This is a genomic window from Curtobacterium uvaldense, assembly GCF_028307415.1.
Taxonomy (GTDB): domain Bacteria; phylum Actinomycetota; class Actinomycetes; order Actinomycetales; family Microbacteriaceae; genus Curtobacterium.
In genome coordinates this window covers 1-18,568 of record NZ_JAQMHU010000021.1, presented here as the reverse complement: position 1 = coordinate 18,568, position 18,568 = coordinate 1, and the positions used below count along the sequence as shown (strand labels likewise).

15 protein-coding genes and 1 tRNA gene are annotated in these 18,568 nt (G+C 73.1%); 12 read left to right on the top strand and 4 right to left on the bottom strand.

Going from position 1 to position 18,568, the window contains the following annotated elements:
* Positions 1-22: 22 nt before the first annotated feature.
* Positions 23-1,597 (bottom strand): AtzH-like domain-containing protein, encoded by a 1,575-nt coding sequence (locus PIJ49_RS12335; RefSeq protein ID WP_066654381.1) that lies wholly within the window; start codon positions 1,595-1,597, stop codon positions 23-25.
* Positions 1,594-2,847, bottom strand: a complete 1,254-nt coding sequence (locus tag PIJ49_RS12330; protein WP_081984861.1) for an acetamidase/formamidase family protein — start codon at positions 2,845-2,847, stop codon at positions 1,594-1,596. Before PIJ49_RS12330 ends, PIJ49_RS12335 begins: the two co-directional genes overlap by 4 nt.
* 140 nt (positions 2,848-2,987) lie before the next feature.
* On the opposite strand from PIJ49_RS12330, the gene PIJ49_RS12325 reads away from it, so the two are divergent.
* Together PIJ49_RS12325 and PIJ49_RS12320 are read left to right on the top strand one after the other, a co-directional pair.
* Entirely contained in the window at positions 2,988-4,319 is a 1,332-nt protein-coding gene (locus tag PIJ49_RS12325) for a D-alanyl-D-alanine carboxypeptidase family protein (RefSeq protein WP_144411301.1), read from the top strand.
* A gap of 10 nt (positions 4,320-4,329) precedes the next feature.
* Positions 4,330-5,727 (top strand): serine hydrolase domain-containing protein, encoded by a 1,398-nt coding sequence (locus tag PIJ49_RS12320; protein WP_271826713.1) that lies wholly within the window; start codon positions 4,330-4,332, stop codon positions 5,725-5,727.
* 73 nt (positions 5,728-5,800) lie between these two features.
* Here the strand turns inward: PIJ49_RS12320 and PIJ49_RS12315 are convergent, their stop codons facing one another.
* Complete coding sequence (locus PIJ49_RS12315) at positions 5,801-6,592, bottom strand: SGNH/GDSL hydrolase family protein (protein ID WP_209682530.1); 792 nt, start codon at positions 6,590-6,592, stop codon at positions 5,801-5,803.
* 23 nt (positions 6,593-6,615) lie between these two features.
* Between PIJ49_RS12315 and PIJ49_RS12310 the strand changes: the two genes are divergently transcribed.
* From PIJ49_RS12310 to PIJ49_RS12280, 7 genes are all read left to right on the top strand, one after another.
* A complete protein-coding gene (locus tag PIJ49_RS12310; RefSeq protein WP_209682533.1) occupies positions 6,616-7,773 on the top strand; it encodes an acyl-CoA dehydrogenase family protein in 1,158 nt (385 codons plus the stop codon).
* Positions 7,774-7,819: 46 nt separating this feature from the next.
* Positions 7,820-9,070 (top strand): DNA polymerase IV, encoded by a 1,251-nt coding sequence (gene dinB / locus PIJ49_RS12305; RefSeq protein ID WP_251160204.1) that lies wholly within the window; start codon positions 7,820-7,822, stop codon positions 9,068-9,070.
* A 164-nt stretch (positions 9,071-9,234) separates the two neighbouring features.
* Complete coding sequence (locus PIJ49_RS12300) at positions 9,235-11,034, top strand: DEAD/DEAH box helicase (RefSeq protein ID WP_066658243.1); 1,800 nt, start codon at positions 9,235-9,237, stop codon at positions 11,032-11,034.
* Complete coding sequence (locus tag PIJ49_RS12295) at positions 11,031-11,240, top strand: hypothetical protein (protein ID WP_271826712.1); 210 nt, start codon at positions 11,031-11,033, stop codon at positions 11,238-11,240. Before PIJ49_RS12300 ends, PIJ49_RS12295 begins: the two co-directional genes overlap by 4 nt.
* Positions 11,241-11,329: 89 nt before the next feature.
* Complete coding sequence (locus PIJ49_RS12290; RefSeq protein ID WP_271826711.1) at positions 11,330-12,658, top strand: NAD(P)/FAD-dependent oxidoreductase; 1,329 nt, start codon at positions 11,330-11,332, stop codon at positions 12,656-12,658.
* A 182-nt stretch (positions 12,659-12,840) separates the two neighbouring features.
* Positions 12,841-13,980 carry a zinc-dependent alcohol dehydrogenase gene (locus PIJ49_RS12285; RefSeq protein WP_251155504.1) on the top strand — a complete coding sequence of 380 codons (1,140 nt, stop codon included), beginning with the start codon at positions 12,841-12,843 and terminating at the stop codon, positions 13,978-13,980.
* Positions 13,981-13,991: 11 nt separating this feature from the next.
* Positions 13,992-14,573, top strand: coding sequence for a hypothetical protein (locus tag PIJ49_RS12280; protein ID WP_271826710.1), 582 nt, complete (start codon positions 13,992-13,994; stop codon positions 14,571-14,573).
* Between the two features lie 175 nt (positions 14,574-14,748).
* Here PIJ49_RS12280 and PIJ49_RS12275 read toward each other — a convergent pair.
* Positions 14,749-14,834, bottom strand: a tRNA-Leu gene (locus PIJ49_RS12275).
* Between the two features lie 187 nt (positions 14,835-15,021).
* On the opposite strand from PIJ49_RS12275, the gene PIJ49_RS12270 reads away from it, so the two are divergent.
* The 3 genes from PIJ49_RS12270 (at position 15,022) to mshC (ending at position 18,471) form a co-directional block, all read left to right on the top strand.
* Complete coding sequence (locus tag PIJ49_RS12270; protein WP_271826709.1) at positions 15,022-16,338, top strand: M20/M25/M40 family metallo-hydrolase; 1,317 nt, start codon at positions 15,022-15,024, stop codon at positions 16,336-16,338.
* Positions 16,339-16,399: 61 nt separating this feature from the next.
* Positions 16,400-17,230, top strand: a complete 831-nt coding sequence (locus PIJ49_RS12265) for an undecaprenyl-diphosphate phosphatase (protein WP_209682544.1) — start codon at positions 16,400-16,402, stop codon at positions 17,228-17,230.
* A complete protein-coding gene (mshC, locus tag PIJ49_RS12260) occupies positions 17,227-18,471 on the top strand; it encodes a cysteine--1-D-myo-inosityl 2-amino-2-deoxy-alpha-D-glucopyranoside ligase (protein ID WP_271826708.1) in 1,245 nt (414 codons plus the stop codon). The genes PIJ49_RS12265 and mshC overlap by 4 nt, the downstream gene beginning before the upstream one ends.
* Positions 18,472-18,568 lie beyond the last annotated feature (97 nt).

Genomic DNA, 18,568 nt, shown 5'->3' with positions numbered 1-18,568 from the left:
GTCGACGGCCCGGCGTACCGCTTCAGGCAGCGCCGGCCGGGAGGCCCGTGCCGACCCCGTCGCGCAGCCAGCGGTCCGCCGTGGTCACCAGTGCTCGGTCGGTGCCGGTCCCGCCGGTCAGGCACAGGCCGACGGGTGCGTCGTCGACGGTGAGCGCCGGCACGCTCAGGGAGGGCACCCCGCCCACGCTCGCGAGCGCGGTCATGGTGGTCGTCGCGGTGCGGACGCGCTCGAGCTCCTCCGCGCCGGCGCCGAGCGACGGGGCCGGGCCCGGAGCGGTCGGCGTGACGAGCACCCGGTCGACCAGGGCCGCTCGGATCGCCGCCCGGACCCCCGGGAAGCGCCGGAGGGCCTCCGCGACGAGGTCCGGCGGGTTCGCGGCGGCCGCGGCGAACCGCTGCCCGACGACGGCCCCGAGGGCGCCGGGGTGGGCCGCGATCCACTTCCCGTGCGCCGCCGTCGCCTCGGCACCCTGCACGAGCCGCAGGAGCTCGCGGAGGTCGTCGAGCGCGGGGAGCCCGAGGTCGTCGAGCGTCACGACCGGCAGGTCACCGACGACGGCGTGGACGGCGTCCTGCGTCGCCGGGTCCGCGGCGGCGAGGAGCTCCGCGAGCACGACCGGCGCCCCGGACTCCGACACGGGGTGCGACCCGTGCGGCACCGAGGCGTCGAGGGCCCGGACCATGGTGTCGGCGTCCCTGGTCAGCCACCCGACGGTGTCGAACGACGGCGCGAGCGGCAGCAGTCCGGCGCGGTCGACGACGCCGTGGGTCGTCCGCAGGCCCCAGAGCCCCTGGTACGAGGCGGGGATCCGCAGCGATCCCGCGGTGTCCGTACCGAGTCCGACGTCCGCCACCCCGGAACGGACGGCCGACGCTGATCCGCTGGACGAGCCTCCCGGCACACGCGACGGGTCGGCGCCGTTCGGCGGGGTGCCGTGGTGCTCGTTGCGTCCGGTCAGCGCGTAGGCGAACTCGTCCGTCCGCGCGATGCCGCGGACCGACGCGCCGGCGTCGAGGAGGGCGGCGACCGCCGCTGCGGAGGCGGGGACGGGCACGGACTCCTGCAGGTACGTCGGGTTGCCGGCCCCGACGCGGTGGCCGGCGACGGCGTACAGGTCCTTGACCGCCACCGTGGCGCCGTCGAGACGGCCGCGGCCGGTCGGCGGCAGGAGCGGGTCGCCGACGACGCGCCACACGGTGGTGTCGAGGGGTCGGGATCGACCGGTGACGTGCGCCGCCTCGATGCGCCACCTGTCGGCCTGACGGCGCCAGAGCTGGGTCTGCAGACCCGAGCCGCCGTCGCGGAACGCGGCGACGCAGACGACGAGCGCGAGGTCCTCGGCGAGCACCCGGACCTCGGTGCGGGACAGGTGGCGCGGCGCGACTCCACCCCGCGCACCGCGGAAGGTGCTGATCGCGTCGTGCCCGACGAGCAGGCCGCGGTCGTCGCCGCGCAGGGTGTCGGCGGAGCGGACGAACGCGTCGTCGAGCGCCGCGAGGTCGTCGTCGGCGAGTGCCCGTTCGTAGGCGTCGAGGGCGTCGAGCAGGCCGGTCGGTGCCGACGGACCGCCGGTCGGCCGTGCCGCGGCCGTCACCGGACGTCCGCGAAGTCGGCCTTGCGGATGCGGGCGTGCGCCCCGGTCACCAGGTCGACCACCTGCGACACGTCGAAGTCCGTCGCCGCGCTGAGGTAGGCGTACGCGAGGTGCGGTTCCATGCCGTACCGCGCGCCCAGGATCGCGATCGCGTGCCGGACGCAGGCCCGGACGGCCTCGTCGAGGTCGGGGTCGAGTCCGGTCGGCACCAGGTGGTCCCGCGTCTCGACGAGCGGCCAGACGAGCTCCCCGAACTGCTGCGCTGCCTCGGCGGCCGGCGTGACGTCGAAGCGCACCGTCGCACGGAGGGAGGCCTCCATGGCGGTGAGCGCGACCTCGCCGTCCCCCTGCGCGAAGTGCGGGTCGCCGACGTAGGCCAGGGCACCCGGCACGAGGACCGGCAGGTGGAGCTGCGCACCGGCCTGCAGCAGGTTGACGTCGATGTTGCCGCCGTGACGTCCGGGCGGGACCGAGTGCAGCCGCTCGCCGGGGGTCGCGACGCCCATGATGCCGAGGAAGGGCGCGAGCGGGAACCGGGCGTACCGGTCCCCGCGCTCGGTGAGTGGGATGCGTCCGAGGAGCCGGTCGTCGCCGGGCCTGTCGTCGCCGGGCCCGTCGTCGCCGGGCCCGTCGTCGGCGGGCACCACGTCGGCGAAGACGCTGACGGTGCGCCCGTCGACCGGGTACTCGCCGTGCAGGGCCCCGCGGCCGTGCCGGTTCGACACCACGCCGTACGGCACGCGGGGGAGCGTCTCGAGCACGGTCATGGTCAGGACGTCGCCCGGCTCGGCACCGTCGACGGCGATCGGTCCGGTGACCACGTGCGGGCCGTCCCGCTCCGGGTCGCGGCGACCGGTCCGGGCGATCGCGACCGCGTCGGCGAGCACGTGCTCCGGCGCGACGCCGTGGCGGCCGAAGAAGGCGACGGGGTCACTGCCCTGGTCCGGCAGGAGCCCCTCGTGGCTCACGGTGTCGATCGTCAGGTCGTCACCGGGAGCGAGCGTCACGACCGGGCGGTCGTCGCCGTTCGGGAGCCGTCCCCAGAGCACCCGGTCGGCCTCGGCCGGCAGGTACCGCGACGACCGGACCGGGCCGGTGTCGGGCTGGAGCACCGTGACCGGAGCCGGAGCCGGAGCCGGAGCCGGGCCCGGTGCGGTCTTCTTGCCCTCGGCCGGGTCGGTGGCCGGGTCGGTGGACGGGGCGGTGGTGCGGCCGCCACGCGTGGCGCCCGGGGTGGTTCCGTGGTGCATGTCCAGCACGCTAGGGGCTGCCGGGCGACGCACGGATCCCGGAGCGCGATGTTTTACGTGTTCGTCACACGACGGTCGGGGGACGACCGGCGGCTCGCTGTCGGCCGGCACCCCGGGACTGCCCGGTACCCTCGGTTCCCGTGCCCCGTGTCGTCCGCAGCCCCCGCTCCGCCGTCAGGAGGCCCGTGACGATCGGCGTCGTCGCGGTGCTCCTGCTCGCCGTCGGGTACCTGGTGGCCGTCGCCGTCGTGCCGTTCGCGCCGGCGAGCGCCACCACGACGAAGTACTCCGCCCCGACCTCGACCCTGCCGGACCTGCGGTTCCCGGGCTACGGGGCGACCGCGGTCCAGGCCACCGGGTTCCCGGAGAGCCTGCGCACCAGCGGGGACACCAAGGCCCGCTCGATCGCGAGCATCACCAAGGTCGTGACGGCCCTGGTCGTGCTCGATGCGAGACCGCTCGACCGCGGGGAGTCCGGCCCGACGATCCGCTTCGACGCGCAGATGCAGGCGCTCTACGCCGAGTACCTGGCGCAGAACGGCGAGGTGGCGCCGATGCCGGACGGCCTGCGGCTGTCCGAGCACCAGACCATGCAGGTCATGCTGATGAAGTCGGCGAACAACTACGCCGGTGCACTCGCGCTCTGGGCCTTCGGGTCGATGGACGGCTACGAGCGCGCCGCCTCGGCCTGGCTGGACGAGCACGGGTTGGACGACACGACGATCCACGAGCCGACCGGCCTCGACCCCGCGAACCGCTCGACGGCGACCGACCTGGTGCGGCTCGGACAGCTCGCACTGGCTGACCCCGTCGTGAAGGAGATCGTCGGGACGGAGCAGGTGACCGTGCCCGGGGCGGGCGAGATCGAGAACTCGAACAAGCTCCTCGGGATGGACGGCATCGAGGGGATCAAGACCGGCACGCTCGACGAGGCGGGGGCCTGCCTGCTGTTCGCCGCCACGTACCAGCGCGGGGGCCGGCAGGTCACCGTCGTCGGTGTCATGCTCGGCGGCAGGGACCACCCGTCACTCGACGTCGACGTCCGCCGCCTGCTCCGCTCGGTGGCCGACAACTTCCAGACGGTCACGCTCACGCACGCCGGCCAGACCTTCGGCACCTACTCGACGCCCTGGCGGGACGACGCCGACGCCGTGGCCGCCGATGCCGCCGAGGTCCTGGTCTGGGGCGACACGACGGTCACCGCACGCACCCGGCTCGACAGCGTCACGCTCGGCGAGCGGGGCGAGCGGGTCGGCTCCGTACGGTTCTCGATCGAGCACCACGACCCCGTGACCGTGCCGCTCGAGCTCGAGCGCTCCATCGAGGACCCGGGGCTCTGGTGGCGCTGGACGAACCCGTTCCGCGGCGTCGAGACCAGTCCGTCGGCAGCCGCCGCCGGCGCAGCCCCGCGCGCGGCCTCCACGTCGCTCGACCCCGCGTCGCCACCGCAGCGCTGGGGGCTCGCCGCGTAGGCTCTCGAGCGTGACGACGACGTTCCCGCGCAGCACCCCGTCCGCCCTCGGCATCGACGCACGCGGGATCACCGCGTTCCTCGACGCCCTCGAGTCGACACCGGACGTCGAGCCGCACAGCATCGTGCTGCTGCGACACGGCCGGGTGGCCGCCGAGGGCTGGTGGGCCCCCTACGCCGCGGACCGCGTCCACCTGCTCTACTCGCTCAGCAAGAGCTTCACCGCCGCTGCCGTCGGCATCGCCGTCCGTGAGGGGCTCGTCGACCTCGACGCCACGGTGCTGTCGTGCTTCCCTGAGCTCGACGCGGACGTCACCGACGAGCGCAGTCGCCGGATCCGGGTCCGACACCTGCTCGCGATGGCGTCCGGGCACCGCGAGGAGACCCTGCAGCGGGCCGAGGCCACCGACCCGGAGGACCTGGTCCGCGGGTTCCTCCTCACCCCGCCGGACGAGGAACCCGGCACGGTCTTCGCGTACAACCAGCCGTGCACGTACACGCTCGCCGCGATCGTCCGCCGGGCGAGCGGCGAGTCCCTCGTCGACTACCTGCGCCCGCGCCTGCTCGACCCGCTCGGCATCGACGACCTCGCGTGGAAGCGCGACGACACGGGCGCCGAGCTCGGGTTCAGCGGTGCGTACGCGCCGACGGCCGCCGTCGCAGCGCTCGGCCAGCTGTACCTGCAGCGGGGCGTGTGGGACGGGCAGCGCATCCTCGACGAGGACTGGGTCGACGCCGCCACGAGCACGCAGGTCGACAACCCCCACGAGGAGAACGCGGACTGGCGGCAGGGCTACGGCTTCCAGTTCTGGATGGCCCGCCACGGCTTCCGCGGCGACGGCGCGTACGGCCAGTTCTGCGTCGTGCTGCCGGAGCAGGACGTCGTGCTCGCCCTGACCGGGCAGTCGCTCGACATGCAGGCGGTGCTCGACGCGGCCTGGCAGCACCTGCTGCCGGCGATCGCGCCGCGGGACGGCGACGGGGGCGCTGCGGGCACGGCCGCCGGTGTCGACGCGGACCCCGGTCTGGAGGCACGGCTCGCCTCCCTCGGGCTGCCCCCGGTGCAGGGCGGTCGCCTGGCCGACGCCGTGGCCGGGTCCTACGAGTCCGACGGCGTGCTCGAGGGGCTCCGGTTGGAGTCCGACGCCGAGGGCTGGCGACTCACGGTCGACGTCGACGGCGGGCTGCTGTCGGTCCCGGTCGGTCAGGGCGCGTGGTCGGTCGAGGGGCCGCTCGCCGCGAGCGGTGCGACCGGACCCGACGGCACCGTCGAGGTCGTCGTCCGCTTCGTCGAGACCCCGCACGCCGCCCGGCTCCGGCTCGACCCGACCGCGGGGACGGCGACGGGGGAGTGGACCACGCAGCCGCTGCACGACGGGCCGCTCACGCTGCGCCGCCCGGTCGACTGACCGATCGCGCCCCCTGGCGGACACCGCGCTGCGCACACCGGGGTGCGGCCTCCGACCGAGGGTGCATCCCGGGTCAGGGCGTGTCGGACGTCACCTCGACGGGCTGCAGGTCGGGCCGCTTCGCGCTGATGCCGTCGCCGGACGACGTGTGCCGGATGCGCCGCACGACCCAGGGGACGAGGTACTCGCGCGCCCACCCGAGGTCCTCGACGCGGGCCTCGCGCCACGGTCTGGCCTCGAGCGGCTCCGGCGTCACCGGGTCGAGCCCGTGCTCGACCCCGAGGGCGTCGAGCACGGCCGCGGCGACGGTCGCGTGGCCGGTCGGGGAGTGGTGCAGGCGGTCCGGCGCCCACATCCGGGGGTCGCGGAGGACCCGGAGCGCCCACATGTCGGCGACGAGGGCACCGTGCTTGAGCGCGATCGCGTGCAGGTTCTCGTTGTAGATCGCCGTCTTGCCGCGGACCATGCCGAGCACGGGTGTCATGCCGACGTCGGGGCCGGTGAAGAGCACCACGGTGGCGCCGTCGCTCCGCAGCCGCCCGACCATGCCGTCGAACCGTTCGGCGAGCTCGTCGGGGTCCGAACCGGGGCGGATGATGTCGTTGCCGCCCGCGGACACCGTCACGAGGTCGGGGCGGAGCGCGAGGGCCGGCTCGACCTGCTCGTCGACGATCTGCCCCAGCAGGCGCCCGCGGATCGCCAGGTTGGCGTACGCGAACCCGTCCGCCCGTCCGGCGAGGACCTCGGCCACGCGGTCGGCCCACCCACGGTTGCCGCCGGGGACGGTGGGGTCCGGGTCACCGATCCCCTCGGTGAACGAGTCACCGATCGCGACGTACCTGGACCACGCATGACGAGCTGACACGCCTCCGACCGTAGTCTCGTGGCATGACGTTGGCCGACGAACCCGGGTGGACGCTGTCGCAGGACCTGCTGGAGCGGATCGCCGCCCGCGCGCCGCGGTACGACGCCGAGAACGCGTTCTGCGCCGAGGACCTCGAGGAGCTGCGCGCGGCCGGCTGGCTGCGCATCGGCGTCCCGGTCGAGCAGGGCGGCGCTGGGCTCGGCCTCGCCGCGACGAGCACCCTGCAGCGGCGGCTCGCGCAGGCCGCGCCGGCGACCGCGCTCGGGCTCGGGATGCACCAGGTGTGGGTGCAGGCGGCGCGCGCCGTCACGGCGCGGGGCGGGTCGTTCCTCCAGACCGTCACCGACCACGCGGCGGACGACCACCTGCTCGCCTTCGGGGTGAGCGAACCGGGCAACGACGCCGTGCTGTTCGACTCGTCGACGACGGCGGAGCCGGACGGCGACGGCGGCTACCGCTTCACCGGCACGAAGGTGTCCACCTCGCTCGCCCCGGCGTGGGACGTCCTCAGCGTGTTCGGCAAGGACACCAGTGGTCCGGAGCCACGGCTCGTGCACGGCTTCGTGCTGCGGTCCGACGGCGACGTCGAGCACCTCGACGACTGGGACACGCTCGGGATGCGCGCGACCCAGAGCCGGACGACGCTGCTGCACGGCGTGCACGTGCCGGCGTCGCGGATCGTCCGGGTGCTCCCCGTCGGTCCGACGCAGGACCCGCTCGTCTTCGGGGTGTTCGCGGCGTTCGAGCTGCTCGTGGCGTCGGTGTACGTCGGGATCGCCGAACGGGCGCTCGGACTGGCCGTCGCAGCGGTGTCCGGTCGACGCGGGCGCGACGGCGTCCCGCGGTCGCAGGACCCCGACGTCCGCCGTGCGGTCGCCGACCTGCGCGGCGCGGTCGACGCGGTCGCCCTGCAGGTGTCCGCCCTGGCCCGGTCGGTCGACGAGCTGGACGACCTCGGCCCCCGCTGGTTCCCGCTGCTCGTCGGCACCAAGGCGCGGACGGTGGACGCGGCGCAGCACGTCGTGGACGAGGCGCTGCGGCTCGCCGGCGGCTCGGCGTTCCGGGCGTCGTCGGAACTCGCCCGGCTCGCGCGGGACGTCCGTGCGGGGCAGTACCACCCGTCGACGCGGGACGCGGCGGCGCGGACGATCGCCGCCGCGGAGCTCGGGCCGCTCGCCTGAGCCGGAGCCCGGCTCGGGTGTCGGTGGTGCGTGGCATCATCGCCGGGTGAGCAAGCAGGACGGACGCAACCGGCTCGTCTCCGAGCGTCCGGTCGACGACGTGACGGCGACGGTCCTGCACGTCGACATGGACGCCTTCTTCGCCTCCGTCGAACTGCTGGACCGTCCCGACCTGCGCGGGCTCCCCGTCATCGTCGGACACGACTCGGACCGCTCCGTCGTCACCGCCGCCACGTACGAGGCCCGTCGCTACGGCGTGAACTCGGCGATGCCGATGGCCGTGGCGAAGCGCCGGTGCCCGAACGCCGTCATCGTCGAGCCGCACTTCGAGAAGTACGCGGCGAAGTCGGCCGCGGTGATGCGCGTCTTCGGGCAGTTCACCCCGAAGGTCGAGAAGCTCGGGATCGACGAGGCGTTCCTCGACGTCGCCGGTGCGCTCCGGCTCTACGGCACCCCGTGGCAGATCGGCACCGCCATCCGCGCCGCGGTCCTCGCCGAGACGGGTCTCCACTGCTCGGTGGGCGCGGCCTCCACCAAGTTCGTCGCCAAGCTCGCGTCGAGCCGGTCCAAGCCGGACGGGCTCCTCGTCGTGCCGGCCGCGCACACCGTGGCCTTCCTGCACCCCCAACCGGTCGCGGCGCTCTGGGGCGTCGGCGGCACGACGCAGGAGAAGCTCGAGCGCCGTGGCATCCGCACGGTCGGGGACCTCGCCCACACGCCGCTGCCGTCGCTCGTCGCCGCACTCGGACCCGCCGGCGGACAGCGCCTGCACGACCTGTCCTGGGGCCGCGATCCGCGCGTGGTCGACACCGGCGTCAGCGAGAAGTCGATCGGGCACGAGGTCACCTTCGGACGTGACCTGACCGAGCGTGACGACGTCGCCCGCGAGCTCCTGCGCCTGGCCGACAAGGTCGCCGTGCGCCTGCGCCGCGCCGGCGTGCAGGCCCGCACGGTCGCGCTCAAGGTGCGGTACACCGACTTCAGCACCCTCACCCGGTCCCGGACGCTCGCCGAACCGACCGATGTGGCGAAGCGGCTCCACCACGAGGCGGTCGAGCTCTACGACGTCCTGCACCGGCCCGGCAACCGGATCCGCCTGATCGGCGTGCGCGGCGAGAACCTCGTCCCGGCAGCGGCGAGCAACGCGCTGTGGGACGACGACGCGCCGTGGCGGGAGACCGAGACGACGGTCGACGCGGTCGCCGCACGCTTCGGTGCCGGCGTGCTCCGGCCCGCCTCGCTCGTGCGCGGCACGCCCGAGCAGCGTCCGCCGCACGCCCGGCAGGACCCGGCCTGACGGTAGGATCGCGTGAAGTGAGCGCAGCGGAGTACGACGACCAGCAGCAGCCCGCGACGCTGTGGGGCGACGCCCCGGACGGCGACGACCGGGCGACGCGGGAGCAGTCCGCGGTCGGTGGTGAACCGGCCGCGCCGGGCGCTGCCCGACCCCACGACGAGGCCGTGGTCCAGGCGGAGAACGCCGGCAACGCGGCCGCCGAGCACCTGTCACCGGCCTTCCCGGAGCGGGCTGCGTGGGGGACCGCGTCGAAGCTCCGTGCGTGGCAGGTCGAGGCGCTCACGAAGTACTTCGAGACCGAGCCGCGCGACTTCCTCGCCGCTGCGACCCCCGGCGCCGGCAAGACCACGTTCGCGCTCCGCCTCGCCACGGAGCTCCTCGCCCGCGGCACCGTCGACCGCATCGTCGTCGTGGCCCCGACGGAGCACCTCAAGCGGCAGTGGGCGGACTCTGCCGACCGCGTGGGCATCCGGATCGACCCGATGTTCAAGAACGGCGACGGGATGTTCGGGCGGCACTACCAGGGCGTGGCGATCACCTACGCGCAGGTCGGCATGAACCCCGAGGTCCACCAGAAGATCACCGAGGGCGGTCGCACGCTGGTGATCCTCGACGAGGTCCACCACGGCGGCGACGCACTCACCTGGGGCGACGGCATCCGCGAGGCCTTCACGAAGGCGACCCGTCGGCTGTCCCTCTCCGGCACCCCGTTCCGGTCGGACACGGCCCCGATCCCGTTCGTGCAGTACGCCCCCGACGAGCAGGGCATCCGGACCTCGATCTCCGACTACAACTACGGGTACGGCCGCGCGCTCAAGGACGGCGTCGTCCGCCCGGTGCTGTTCATGGCCTACGCCGGGCAGATGCGGTGGAAGACGCGCATGGGCGACGAGATGTCGGCGTCCCTCGGCGAGCAGGTCACGAAGGACATCACCGCACAGGCGTGGCGGACCGCGCTCTCGCCGGAGGGCGAGTGGATGCCCGCCGTGCTGTCGGCCGCCGACAAGCGGCTGACCGAGGTCCGTCGCGGCGTACCGGACGCCGGCGGCCTGGTGATCGCGACCGACACCACGACCGCGCGCGCCTACGCCCGGATCCTGCAGCAGATCACCGGCGAGCGACCGACCGTGGTGCTCTCCGACGAGGCCGCCGGATCGAGCCGGATCCAGGCGTACGCCGAGGACACCTCGCGCTGGATGGTCGCCGTCCGCATGGTGTCCGAGGGCGTCGACGTACCCCGGCTCTGCGTCGGCGTGTACGCCACGAGCGCGAGCACACCGCTGTTCTTCGCGCAGGTGATCGGGCGCTTCGTCCGGGCCCGCCGCCGCGGCGAGACCGCGAGCGTGTTCCTGCCGAGCGTGCCCGGGCTGATGGCCCTCGCGGCGTCGCTCGAGCTCGAGCGCGACCACGCCCTCGACCGGCCGAAGGACAGCGACGACGGGATGTACAACCCCGAGGACGCCATGGTCGCCGAGGCCAACAAGGAGGACCGGGCGTCCGAGAGCCTGCTCGAGGTGCAGCCGTTCGAGGCGCTCGACTCGCAGGCGTCGTTCGACCGGGTGCTCTACGACGGCGGCGAGTTCGGCACCGGGGGCGAGGTCGGCTCGCTCGAGGAACTCGACTTCATCGGCATCCCGGGGCTCCTCGAGCCCGACCAGGTGCGCGATCTCCTGCGGGCCCGTCAGGCATCCCAGGCGAAGCGGTCGAAGGGACGCGCGGCGAAGGACGGCCTCCCCAAGCCCAAGCCCGACGAGTCGCGCCCGATGTACCAGACCATCAAGGAGCAGCGGACCGAGCTCGCACGGCTCGTCTCGATCTGGTCCCGGCACGCGAACGAACCGCACGGGGCCATCCACGCCGAGCTCCGTCGGATCAGCGGTGGGCCGGCCGTGGCGCAGGCGAGCATCGAACAGATCCAGAAGCGGATCGACGTGCTGCGCTCGCGGATCGGCAACCGACGGTGATCGAGCCCGTCGACGACCGCACGTGGCTGGTGAAGCGCACGCCGGAGTCCTCACCCGAGGCGATCATCGACCGCTTCGGCGGCGGGTACCGCCTGCGCCGGTTCTCGCTCACCGAGTCCCGTCGCACCCCGTACGGCGTCCACACCGGCCCCGAGCTGGCCGAGACCGCCTGGTGGCGCCTGCAGGACCGTCCACCCGGACGGTGAAGCGACCGGGCGACCGATCCGGCTGCGGTGCACGGACCGGGCGGCGCGGCTTGGTGACGTCACAGGGGTTCTTCCGGTAGACCGGGTGCATGGCAGACTCCATCCCTCACGTCCTCGTCCTCGGCGGCGGCTCCGCCGGCTACACCACGGTCAAGCAGCTCCAGAAGCACGCCGCGACCGTGCCGATGCGGATCACGCTGGTGGACCAGAACACGTACTACACGTACCTGCCGTTCCTGCCGGAGGTCGCGGGCGGGCACATCGCCCCGAAGGACGTCACCTTCGAGCTCCGTCGCGCGCTGAAGAAGACCCGCGTCATCCAGGGCAAGGTCACCGGCATCTCGTCGAAGGACAAGACCGTGTCCATCGCCACGGCCGGCGGCGACGACCGCACGCTCGGCTACGACCAGCTCGTCGTCGCGCTCGGCTCGGTGACCCGTACGTTCCCGACCCCCGGGCTCGAGGAGTACGGCGTCGGCTTCAAGACCGTGGAGGAGGCTGCCTACGTCCGCGCGAAGCTCCTCGACAACATCGCGAAGGCCGCTGCCACCCGTGACGAGGACGAGCGTCGCCGTCTGCTGACGAGCATCTTCGTCGGCGGTGGCTACACCGGCGTCGAGGCGATCGGTGAGCTCTTCGACGTCTCGCAGGCCGCCATCAAGACCTACCCGTCGCTCGCCGGTGAGCAGCCGCGCTGGGTGCTCATCGACGCGCTCGACCGCGTCGCGCCCGAGGTGGGCCCGGAGCTCTCGAAGTGGACCCTTGAGTCGCTCCGTGCCCGCGGCATCGACGTCCGTCTGAAGACCACCATGCCGAGCGCCGAGGGCGGGGTCATCAAGCTCTCCGACGGCGACGAGTTCGCCACCGGGCTGCTCGTCTGGACCGCCGGCGTCAAGCCGAACCCGCTCCTCGACGCCACGGACCTGCCGCGTGGTCCGAAGGGCCACCTCGCTGCGAACGCGAAGCTCCAGGTCGAGGCCGAGGACACGCACGAGGTCGTCCCGGGTGTCTGGGGCCTCGGCGACGTCGCGCAGGTCCCCGACCTGACCGCCGAGAAGCAGCCGGCCTACTACCCGCCGAACGCGCAGAACGCCGTCCGTCAGGCCGTCGTCGCCGCGGACAACGTGGTCGCCTCGATCACCGGCAAGCCGCTCGAGGAGTACCGCCACCCCTCCATCGGCACCGTCGCGTCGTACGGCGTCGGCAAGGGCGCCGGCAACATCAAGGGTGTCAAGATGACGAACCTGCTCGCCTGGCTCGCGCACCGCTCGTACCACGTGTACGCGATGCCGACGCTGAACCGGAAGGTCCGCATCGTCATCGGCTGGATCACCGGTGCGGTGTCCGGCCGCGACGCGACCAGCCTCATCAAGGAGACCGACCCGCGACGCAACTTCGTCGAGGCCTCCAAGAGCTGACACAGGTCGACGTCACCTCGTGACGGACGGACGGGAGGCGCGGTGCCGGTCGGCACCGCGCCTCCCGTCCGTTCGCCGGTCCGCCGTCGACGGTCCCGGTCGTTCTGCTCAGATCGCGCGGTCCTGGAGCGCCTCGCACGGCACCGAGGCGAGCGTGGGCTCCACGAACGAGAGGAGCGCCCATGCGTGCCATGACCTACCGCGGACCGTACCGGGTCCGTGTCGAGGAGAAGCCCGATCCGCGGATCGAGCACCCGAACGACGCCGTCGTCCGGGTCGAACGGGCCGCGATCTGCGGTTCCGACCTGCACCTGTACCACGGCATGATGCCCGACACCCGCGTCGGGCACACCTTCGGCCACGAGTTCATCGGCGTGGTCGAGGAGGTCGGTTCGTCGGTGGCGTCACTCGCCGTCGGCGACCGCGTGATGGTGCCCTTCAACGTCTACTGCGGCTCCTGCTGGTTCTGCGCGAGGGGGCTGTTCTCGAACTGCCACAACGTGAACCCGAACGCGACGGCCGTCGGCGGCATCTACGGGTACTCGCACACCACGGGCGGCTACGACGGCGGGCAGGCGGAGCGCGTCCGCGTACCGTTCGCCGACGTCGGCCCGTCCGTCATCCCGGAGTGGCTGGACGCCGAGGACGCCCTCCTGATGACCGATGCCCTGAGCACGGGCTACTTCGGCGCACAGCTCGCCTCGATCCGCGAGGGCGACACCGTGGTGGTGCTGGGCGCCGGCCCGGTCGGGCTGTTCGCTGCTCGGTCGGCGTGGTTCATGGGTGCCGGCCGCGTGATCGTCATCGACCAGCTGGAGTACCGGCTCGAGAAGGCGCGCACCTTCGCCCACGCCGAGACCATCAACTTCGCCGAGGTCGACGACGTCGTGCTCGAGATGAAGCAGCAGACCGACTTCCTCGGAGCGGACAGCGTGATCGACGCCGTCGGTGCCGAGGCGGACGGCAACTTCACCCAGCAGGTCACGGCGTCGAAGCTCAAGCTGCAGGGCGGGTCACCGACGGCGCTCAACTGGGCGATCGACGGTGTGCGCAAGGGCGGGACGATCTCCGCCGTCGGCGCGTACGGACCGATCCCGAGCGCGGTGAAGTTCGGCGACGCCATGAACAAGGGCCTGACGATCCACACGAACCAGGCGCCGGTCAAGCGCCAGTGGCCCCGGCTGCTCGAGCACATCCAGGCCGGACACTTCCGTCCGAGCGACATCATCACGCACCGGGTCCCGCTCGAGCACATCGACGAGGCCTACCACCTGTTCTCGTCGAAGCTCGACGACTGCATCAAGACGGTGATCGTGCCGTGAAGGAGACACCCGTGACCGACCACACGCCCTACATCGCCGACCCGCCCCGACGTGTGCCCTCGTCGGCGGAGCTCCGTGAGCGCATCCCCGGGTGGGGGAGCGACCTCGACCCGGCCGACCGTCCGTCGGTGCCGAAGCTCTCCCGCGAGGTCGGACTCGCCTCGGGTGCCCACTGGGACGTCCCCGAGCCACAGCCCGGCGGCGAGGGCCGCGAGCGGTCGATCGAGCACGCCCACGTCACGCCCGTGTTCGGGACGGCGCAACCGCTGTCCGGGCTCGCCGGGGTCGTGAAGCGGTACGCCTACGCCCGGTACAGCGAGGGACGGCTGGCGCACTGGCTGCTCCTCGTGCTGGGCGACCGGATCGACGTGGCCACCCACCGGGTGACGGACGCGTTCCGCGGCCGACCGGACCGGGTCGTGCACGAGACCGGGTGGCGCGCCGAGCTCGGCAACCGGCCCGTCTCGACGCGTCTGGGCTCCTCGCGACGGGACGGGCGCCACCAGTTGCTCGACCCGGTCGTGGCGAACTGGGGCTGGCTCGCCGCCCTCGGCGGCCTGGTGCTGGTCGTGCGTCGCCTGCGGCGTCACTGAGACGTGGGGCGGAGGCCCTCGCGCCGCGCGCCTCCTGCGACACCGCGCTCGTCGTTCGACAGCGGTGATGTCGCACGATGCGCGTGCATCGGGTCATCGGCCCGCGATGCTCGCCGGGCGAGCACGGACGAGAAGAGCCCCCTGGCCGACAGGCCAGGGGGCTCTTCTCTTCTTGTGTCCGAGGGGGGACTTGAACCCCCACGCCCTAATACGGGCACTAGCACCTCAAGCTAGCGCGTCTACCAATTCCGCCACCCGGACAGGGTGTCATTCACTTGTTCGGCTGTCGTTCCGGGCTGTTTTCCCGGCGTTCCTGCCGAGAGAAGACACTAGCACGGCTCTGAACGCACGATGAACACGGGTGCGCATCCCGGGCGAGTCCCCCGGAACGACGGGCGAGCAGGGGGCGCACGCAGGTGCGTCGCGGGCTGCCGGTAGCGTTGGTGGCATGAGCGACGCCCAGCCGACCGAGCCGGACCTCGAGGCCACCGCCGCCATCGCGCGGGACCTCATCCGCATCGACACCACGAACTGGGGCGAGGGCAGGTCGGTCGGCGAGACCGAGGCGGCGCAGTACGTGGAGGCGGAGCTGCGCGACCTGGGCTTCGCGCCGCAGCTCTTCGAGTCGGAGCCGGGCCGGGTGAGCGTCGTCGCCCGTGTGGCGGGGCGGAACGCCGACAAGCCGGGGCTCGTCGTGCACGGGCACCTCGACGTGGTGCCGGCCGACCCCGCGAACTGGACGGTGGACCCGTTCGGCGGCGAGGTGCGCGACGGCATGCTCTGGGGCCGCGGCGCGGTCGACATGAAGAACATGGACGCGATGATGCTGACGGCGTTGCGCGACGTGGTCGAGGGTCAGGGCGCACCCGAGCGTGACCTCGTCATCGGGTTCTTCGCGGACGAGGAGGCGGGCGGGGTGCTCGGCGCGCACCACGTCGTCGACACGCACCCGGAGGTCTTCGCCGGCGCGACCGAGGCGATCAGCGAGGTCGGCGGGTACTCGGTGACCCTCGGCGGGCAGCGGGCCTACCTGCTGCAGACCGGCGAGAAGGCCCTGATGTGGATCAAGCTCGTCGCGCGGGGCACCGCGGCGCACGGCTCGCACGTGATGCGGGACAACGCGGTGACCAAGGTGGCCGCCGCGGTGGCGCGCATCGGAGCGGAGGAGTGGCCGGTACGGCTCTCCGGCACCACCGAGGCGATGGTCCGCGAGATCGCGCGGCTCCTCGGCGTCGACCCCGTGACGACCGGGCCGGACGAGGTCGCCCTCGCGACCGGGTCCGCCTCGCGCTTCATCCACGCGGCGCTGCACACGACGACCAACCCGACGGTCCTCCGCGCCGGGTACAAGCACAACGTGATCCCGGACGCTGCCGAGGCCCTCGTCGACCTCCGCTGCCTGCCGGGCGACGAGGAGACCGTGCTCGAGCGGGTCCGGGAACTCGCCGGCGACGACGTCGAGGTCGTGATGACGCACCGCGACGTCGGCCTCGAGCAGGACTTCGGCGGACCCCTCGTCGACGCCGTGCGCGGGACGCTCGAGCGCCACGACCCCGGGGCGCCCGTGCTGCCCTACCTGCTGTCCGGCGGCACCGACAACAAGGCGATGTCGCGGCTCGGGATCACCGGGTACGGGTTCGTCCCGCTGCAGCTGCCGGAGGACGTCGACTTCCCGGCGATGTTCCACGGCGTCGACGAGCGCGTGCCCCTCGACGCCCTCGCCTTCGGGCGGCGCGTCCTCGGCGACCTGCTCGCCACGTACTGATACATTGCCGGGTCGCCCCTCGGCGGCGACCCGCGACGACCGGCACGAAAGGCCCCGCTCGATGCACATCCTCGAGGCGATCTTCCTCGGCTTCGTGCAGGGACTCACCGAGTTCCTGCCCGTGTCCTCCAGCGCGCACCTGCGCATCGTCGGGCTCTTCCTGCCCGATGCGAAGGACCCGGGTGCCGCGTTCACCGCGGTGACGCAGCTCGGCACCGAGACGGCCGTGCTGATCTACTTCTGGAAGGACATCACCCGGATCGTCGGGCGGTGGTTCCGCTCGGTCGTCCGGCGCGACGTGCCGAAGGGCGACCCGGACGTGCGGCTCGGGTGGCTGGTGATCCTCGGCACGATCCCGATCGGGGTCGCCGGACTCCTGCTCAAGGACTCCATCGAGACCACGTTCCGGTCGCTCTGGATCGTGGCGATCGTGCTCATCGTCTTCGGCGTCGTGCTCGGCGTGCTCGACGTCGTCGGGCGCAAGGTCCGTCCGATCGAGCAGATGACGTTCCGGAACGGCCTGCTCATCGGCGTCGCCCAGATGCTGGCGCTCGTCCCGGGCGTCTCGCGCTCCGGCGCCACGGTGTCGATGGGACTCGCCCTCGGCTACACCCGACCGGCCGCGGCGCGCTTCGCGTTCCTGCTCGCCGTCCCCGCGGTCTTCCTGTCCGGCTTCTACGAGGCCGCGACGAGCCTCGGCGACCACGGCGCGCCCTTCGGTCTCGTCGACACGCTGGTGGCGACCGTCGTCGCGTTCGTCGTCGGGTTCGTCGTCATCGCCGCGTTCATGAACTACATCTCGAAGCGCAGCTTCATGCCCTTCGTGGTCTACCGGATCGCACTCGGTATCGTGCTCATCGTGTTGCTGTCGCTCGGAGTGATCCAGCCGTGAGGGCCTGGCAGGTCCCGTCCGTCCCGTCCGTCCCCGGTGACGCGCCCCGACCCGTGGTGCACGACACCGCGGCCGGGCGGCCCGTGGACCCGACCCACGGCGCGGAGGGCGCGACGCTCTACGTGTGCGGCATCACGCCGTACGACGCCACCCACCTCGGCCACGCGGCGACCTACCTGGCGTTCGACACGCTCGGTCGCGCCTGGCGGGACGCGGGGCTCGAGGTCGAGTACGCGCAGAACACCACCGACGTCGACGACCCGCTGCTCGAGCGCGCCGAGCGGGACGGCGTCGACTGGCGTGAGCTCGCCGCGTCGCAGATCGACCTGTTCCGCCGCGACATGGAGGCACTCCGCGTCCTGCCGCCGGACCACTTCGTCGCGGTGACCGACGAGGTCGAGCGCATCGCCGAGGCCGTCGCGTACCTGCAGGAGACCGGGTACGCCTACGACGTGCCGACCGACGACTCCGAGGGCGACGACGTCTACTTCGACGTGAACCGCCCCACCGAGGCGTGGGCGCTCGGCGACGAGAGCCGCCTGGACCGCGAGACGATGCTCGTGCTGTCGGCCGAGCGGGGCGGGGACCCGGACCGCGCCGGCAAGCGCGACCCGCTCGACCCGCTGCTCTGGCGTGCCGAGCGCGCCGGGGAGCCGAGCTGGGACACCGAGCTCGGCCCGGGACGACCCGGCTGGCACATCGAGTGCAGCGTGATCGCGGGCGACAAGCTCGGCCTGCCGATCAGCGTGCAGGGCGGCGGCAGCGACCTCGTCTTCCCGCACCACGAGATGAGCGCCGGGCACGCCGCCGCACTCGCGCACCAGCCGCTCGCCAACGCCTTCGTGCACACCGGGATGATCGCGTACCAGGGGTCGAAGATCTCGAAGTCGCTCGGGAACCTCGTCACCGTGCGCGGACTGCTCGACGACGGCGCCGACCCGAGGGCCGTCCGGCTCGCGCTGCTGTCGCACCGGTACTCGGACGACTGGGAGTGGTTCGACGGCGAACTGACGAGCGCGACCACCCGGCTCGCGACGTGGGACGCCTGGGCGTCCGGCGACGCTCCGGGTCACGAGGACGACGCCGCCGACGCGATCGCCCGCATCCGCGCGCGTGTCGCCGACGACCTCGACACGCCGGGTGCGGTCGCCGCGGTCGACACCGCGATCGCCGCGGGGACCCGCGCGACACCGGAGCTGGTCGACCTCGTCGACGCCCTGCTCGGCATCCGCCTGGCCTGAGACCGGGGGCTCGGGCAGGCGCTCTCCCGGTCCCGCGACGTGCCGCCGGTGGCCGTCGCGGGGGGGGGGGGGGGGGGGGGGGGGGGGGGGGGGGGGG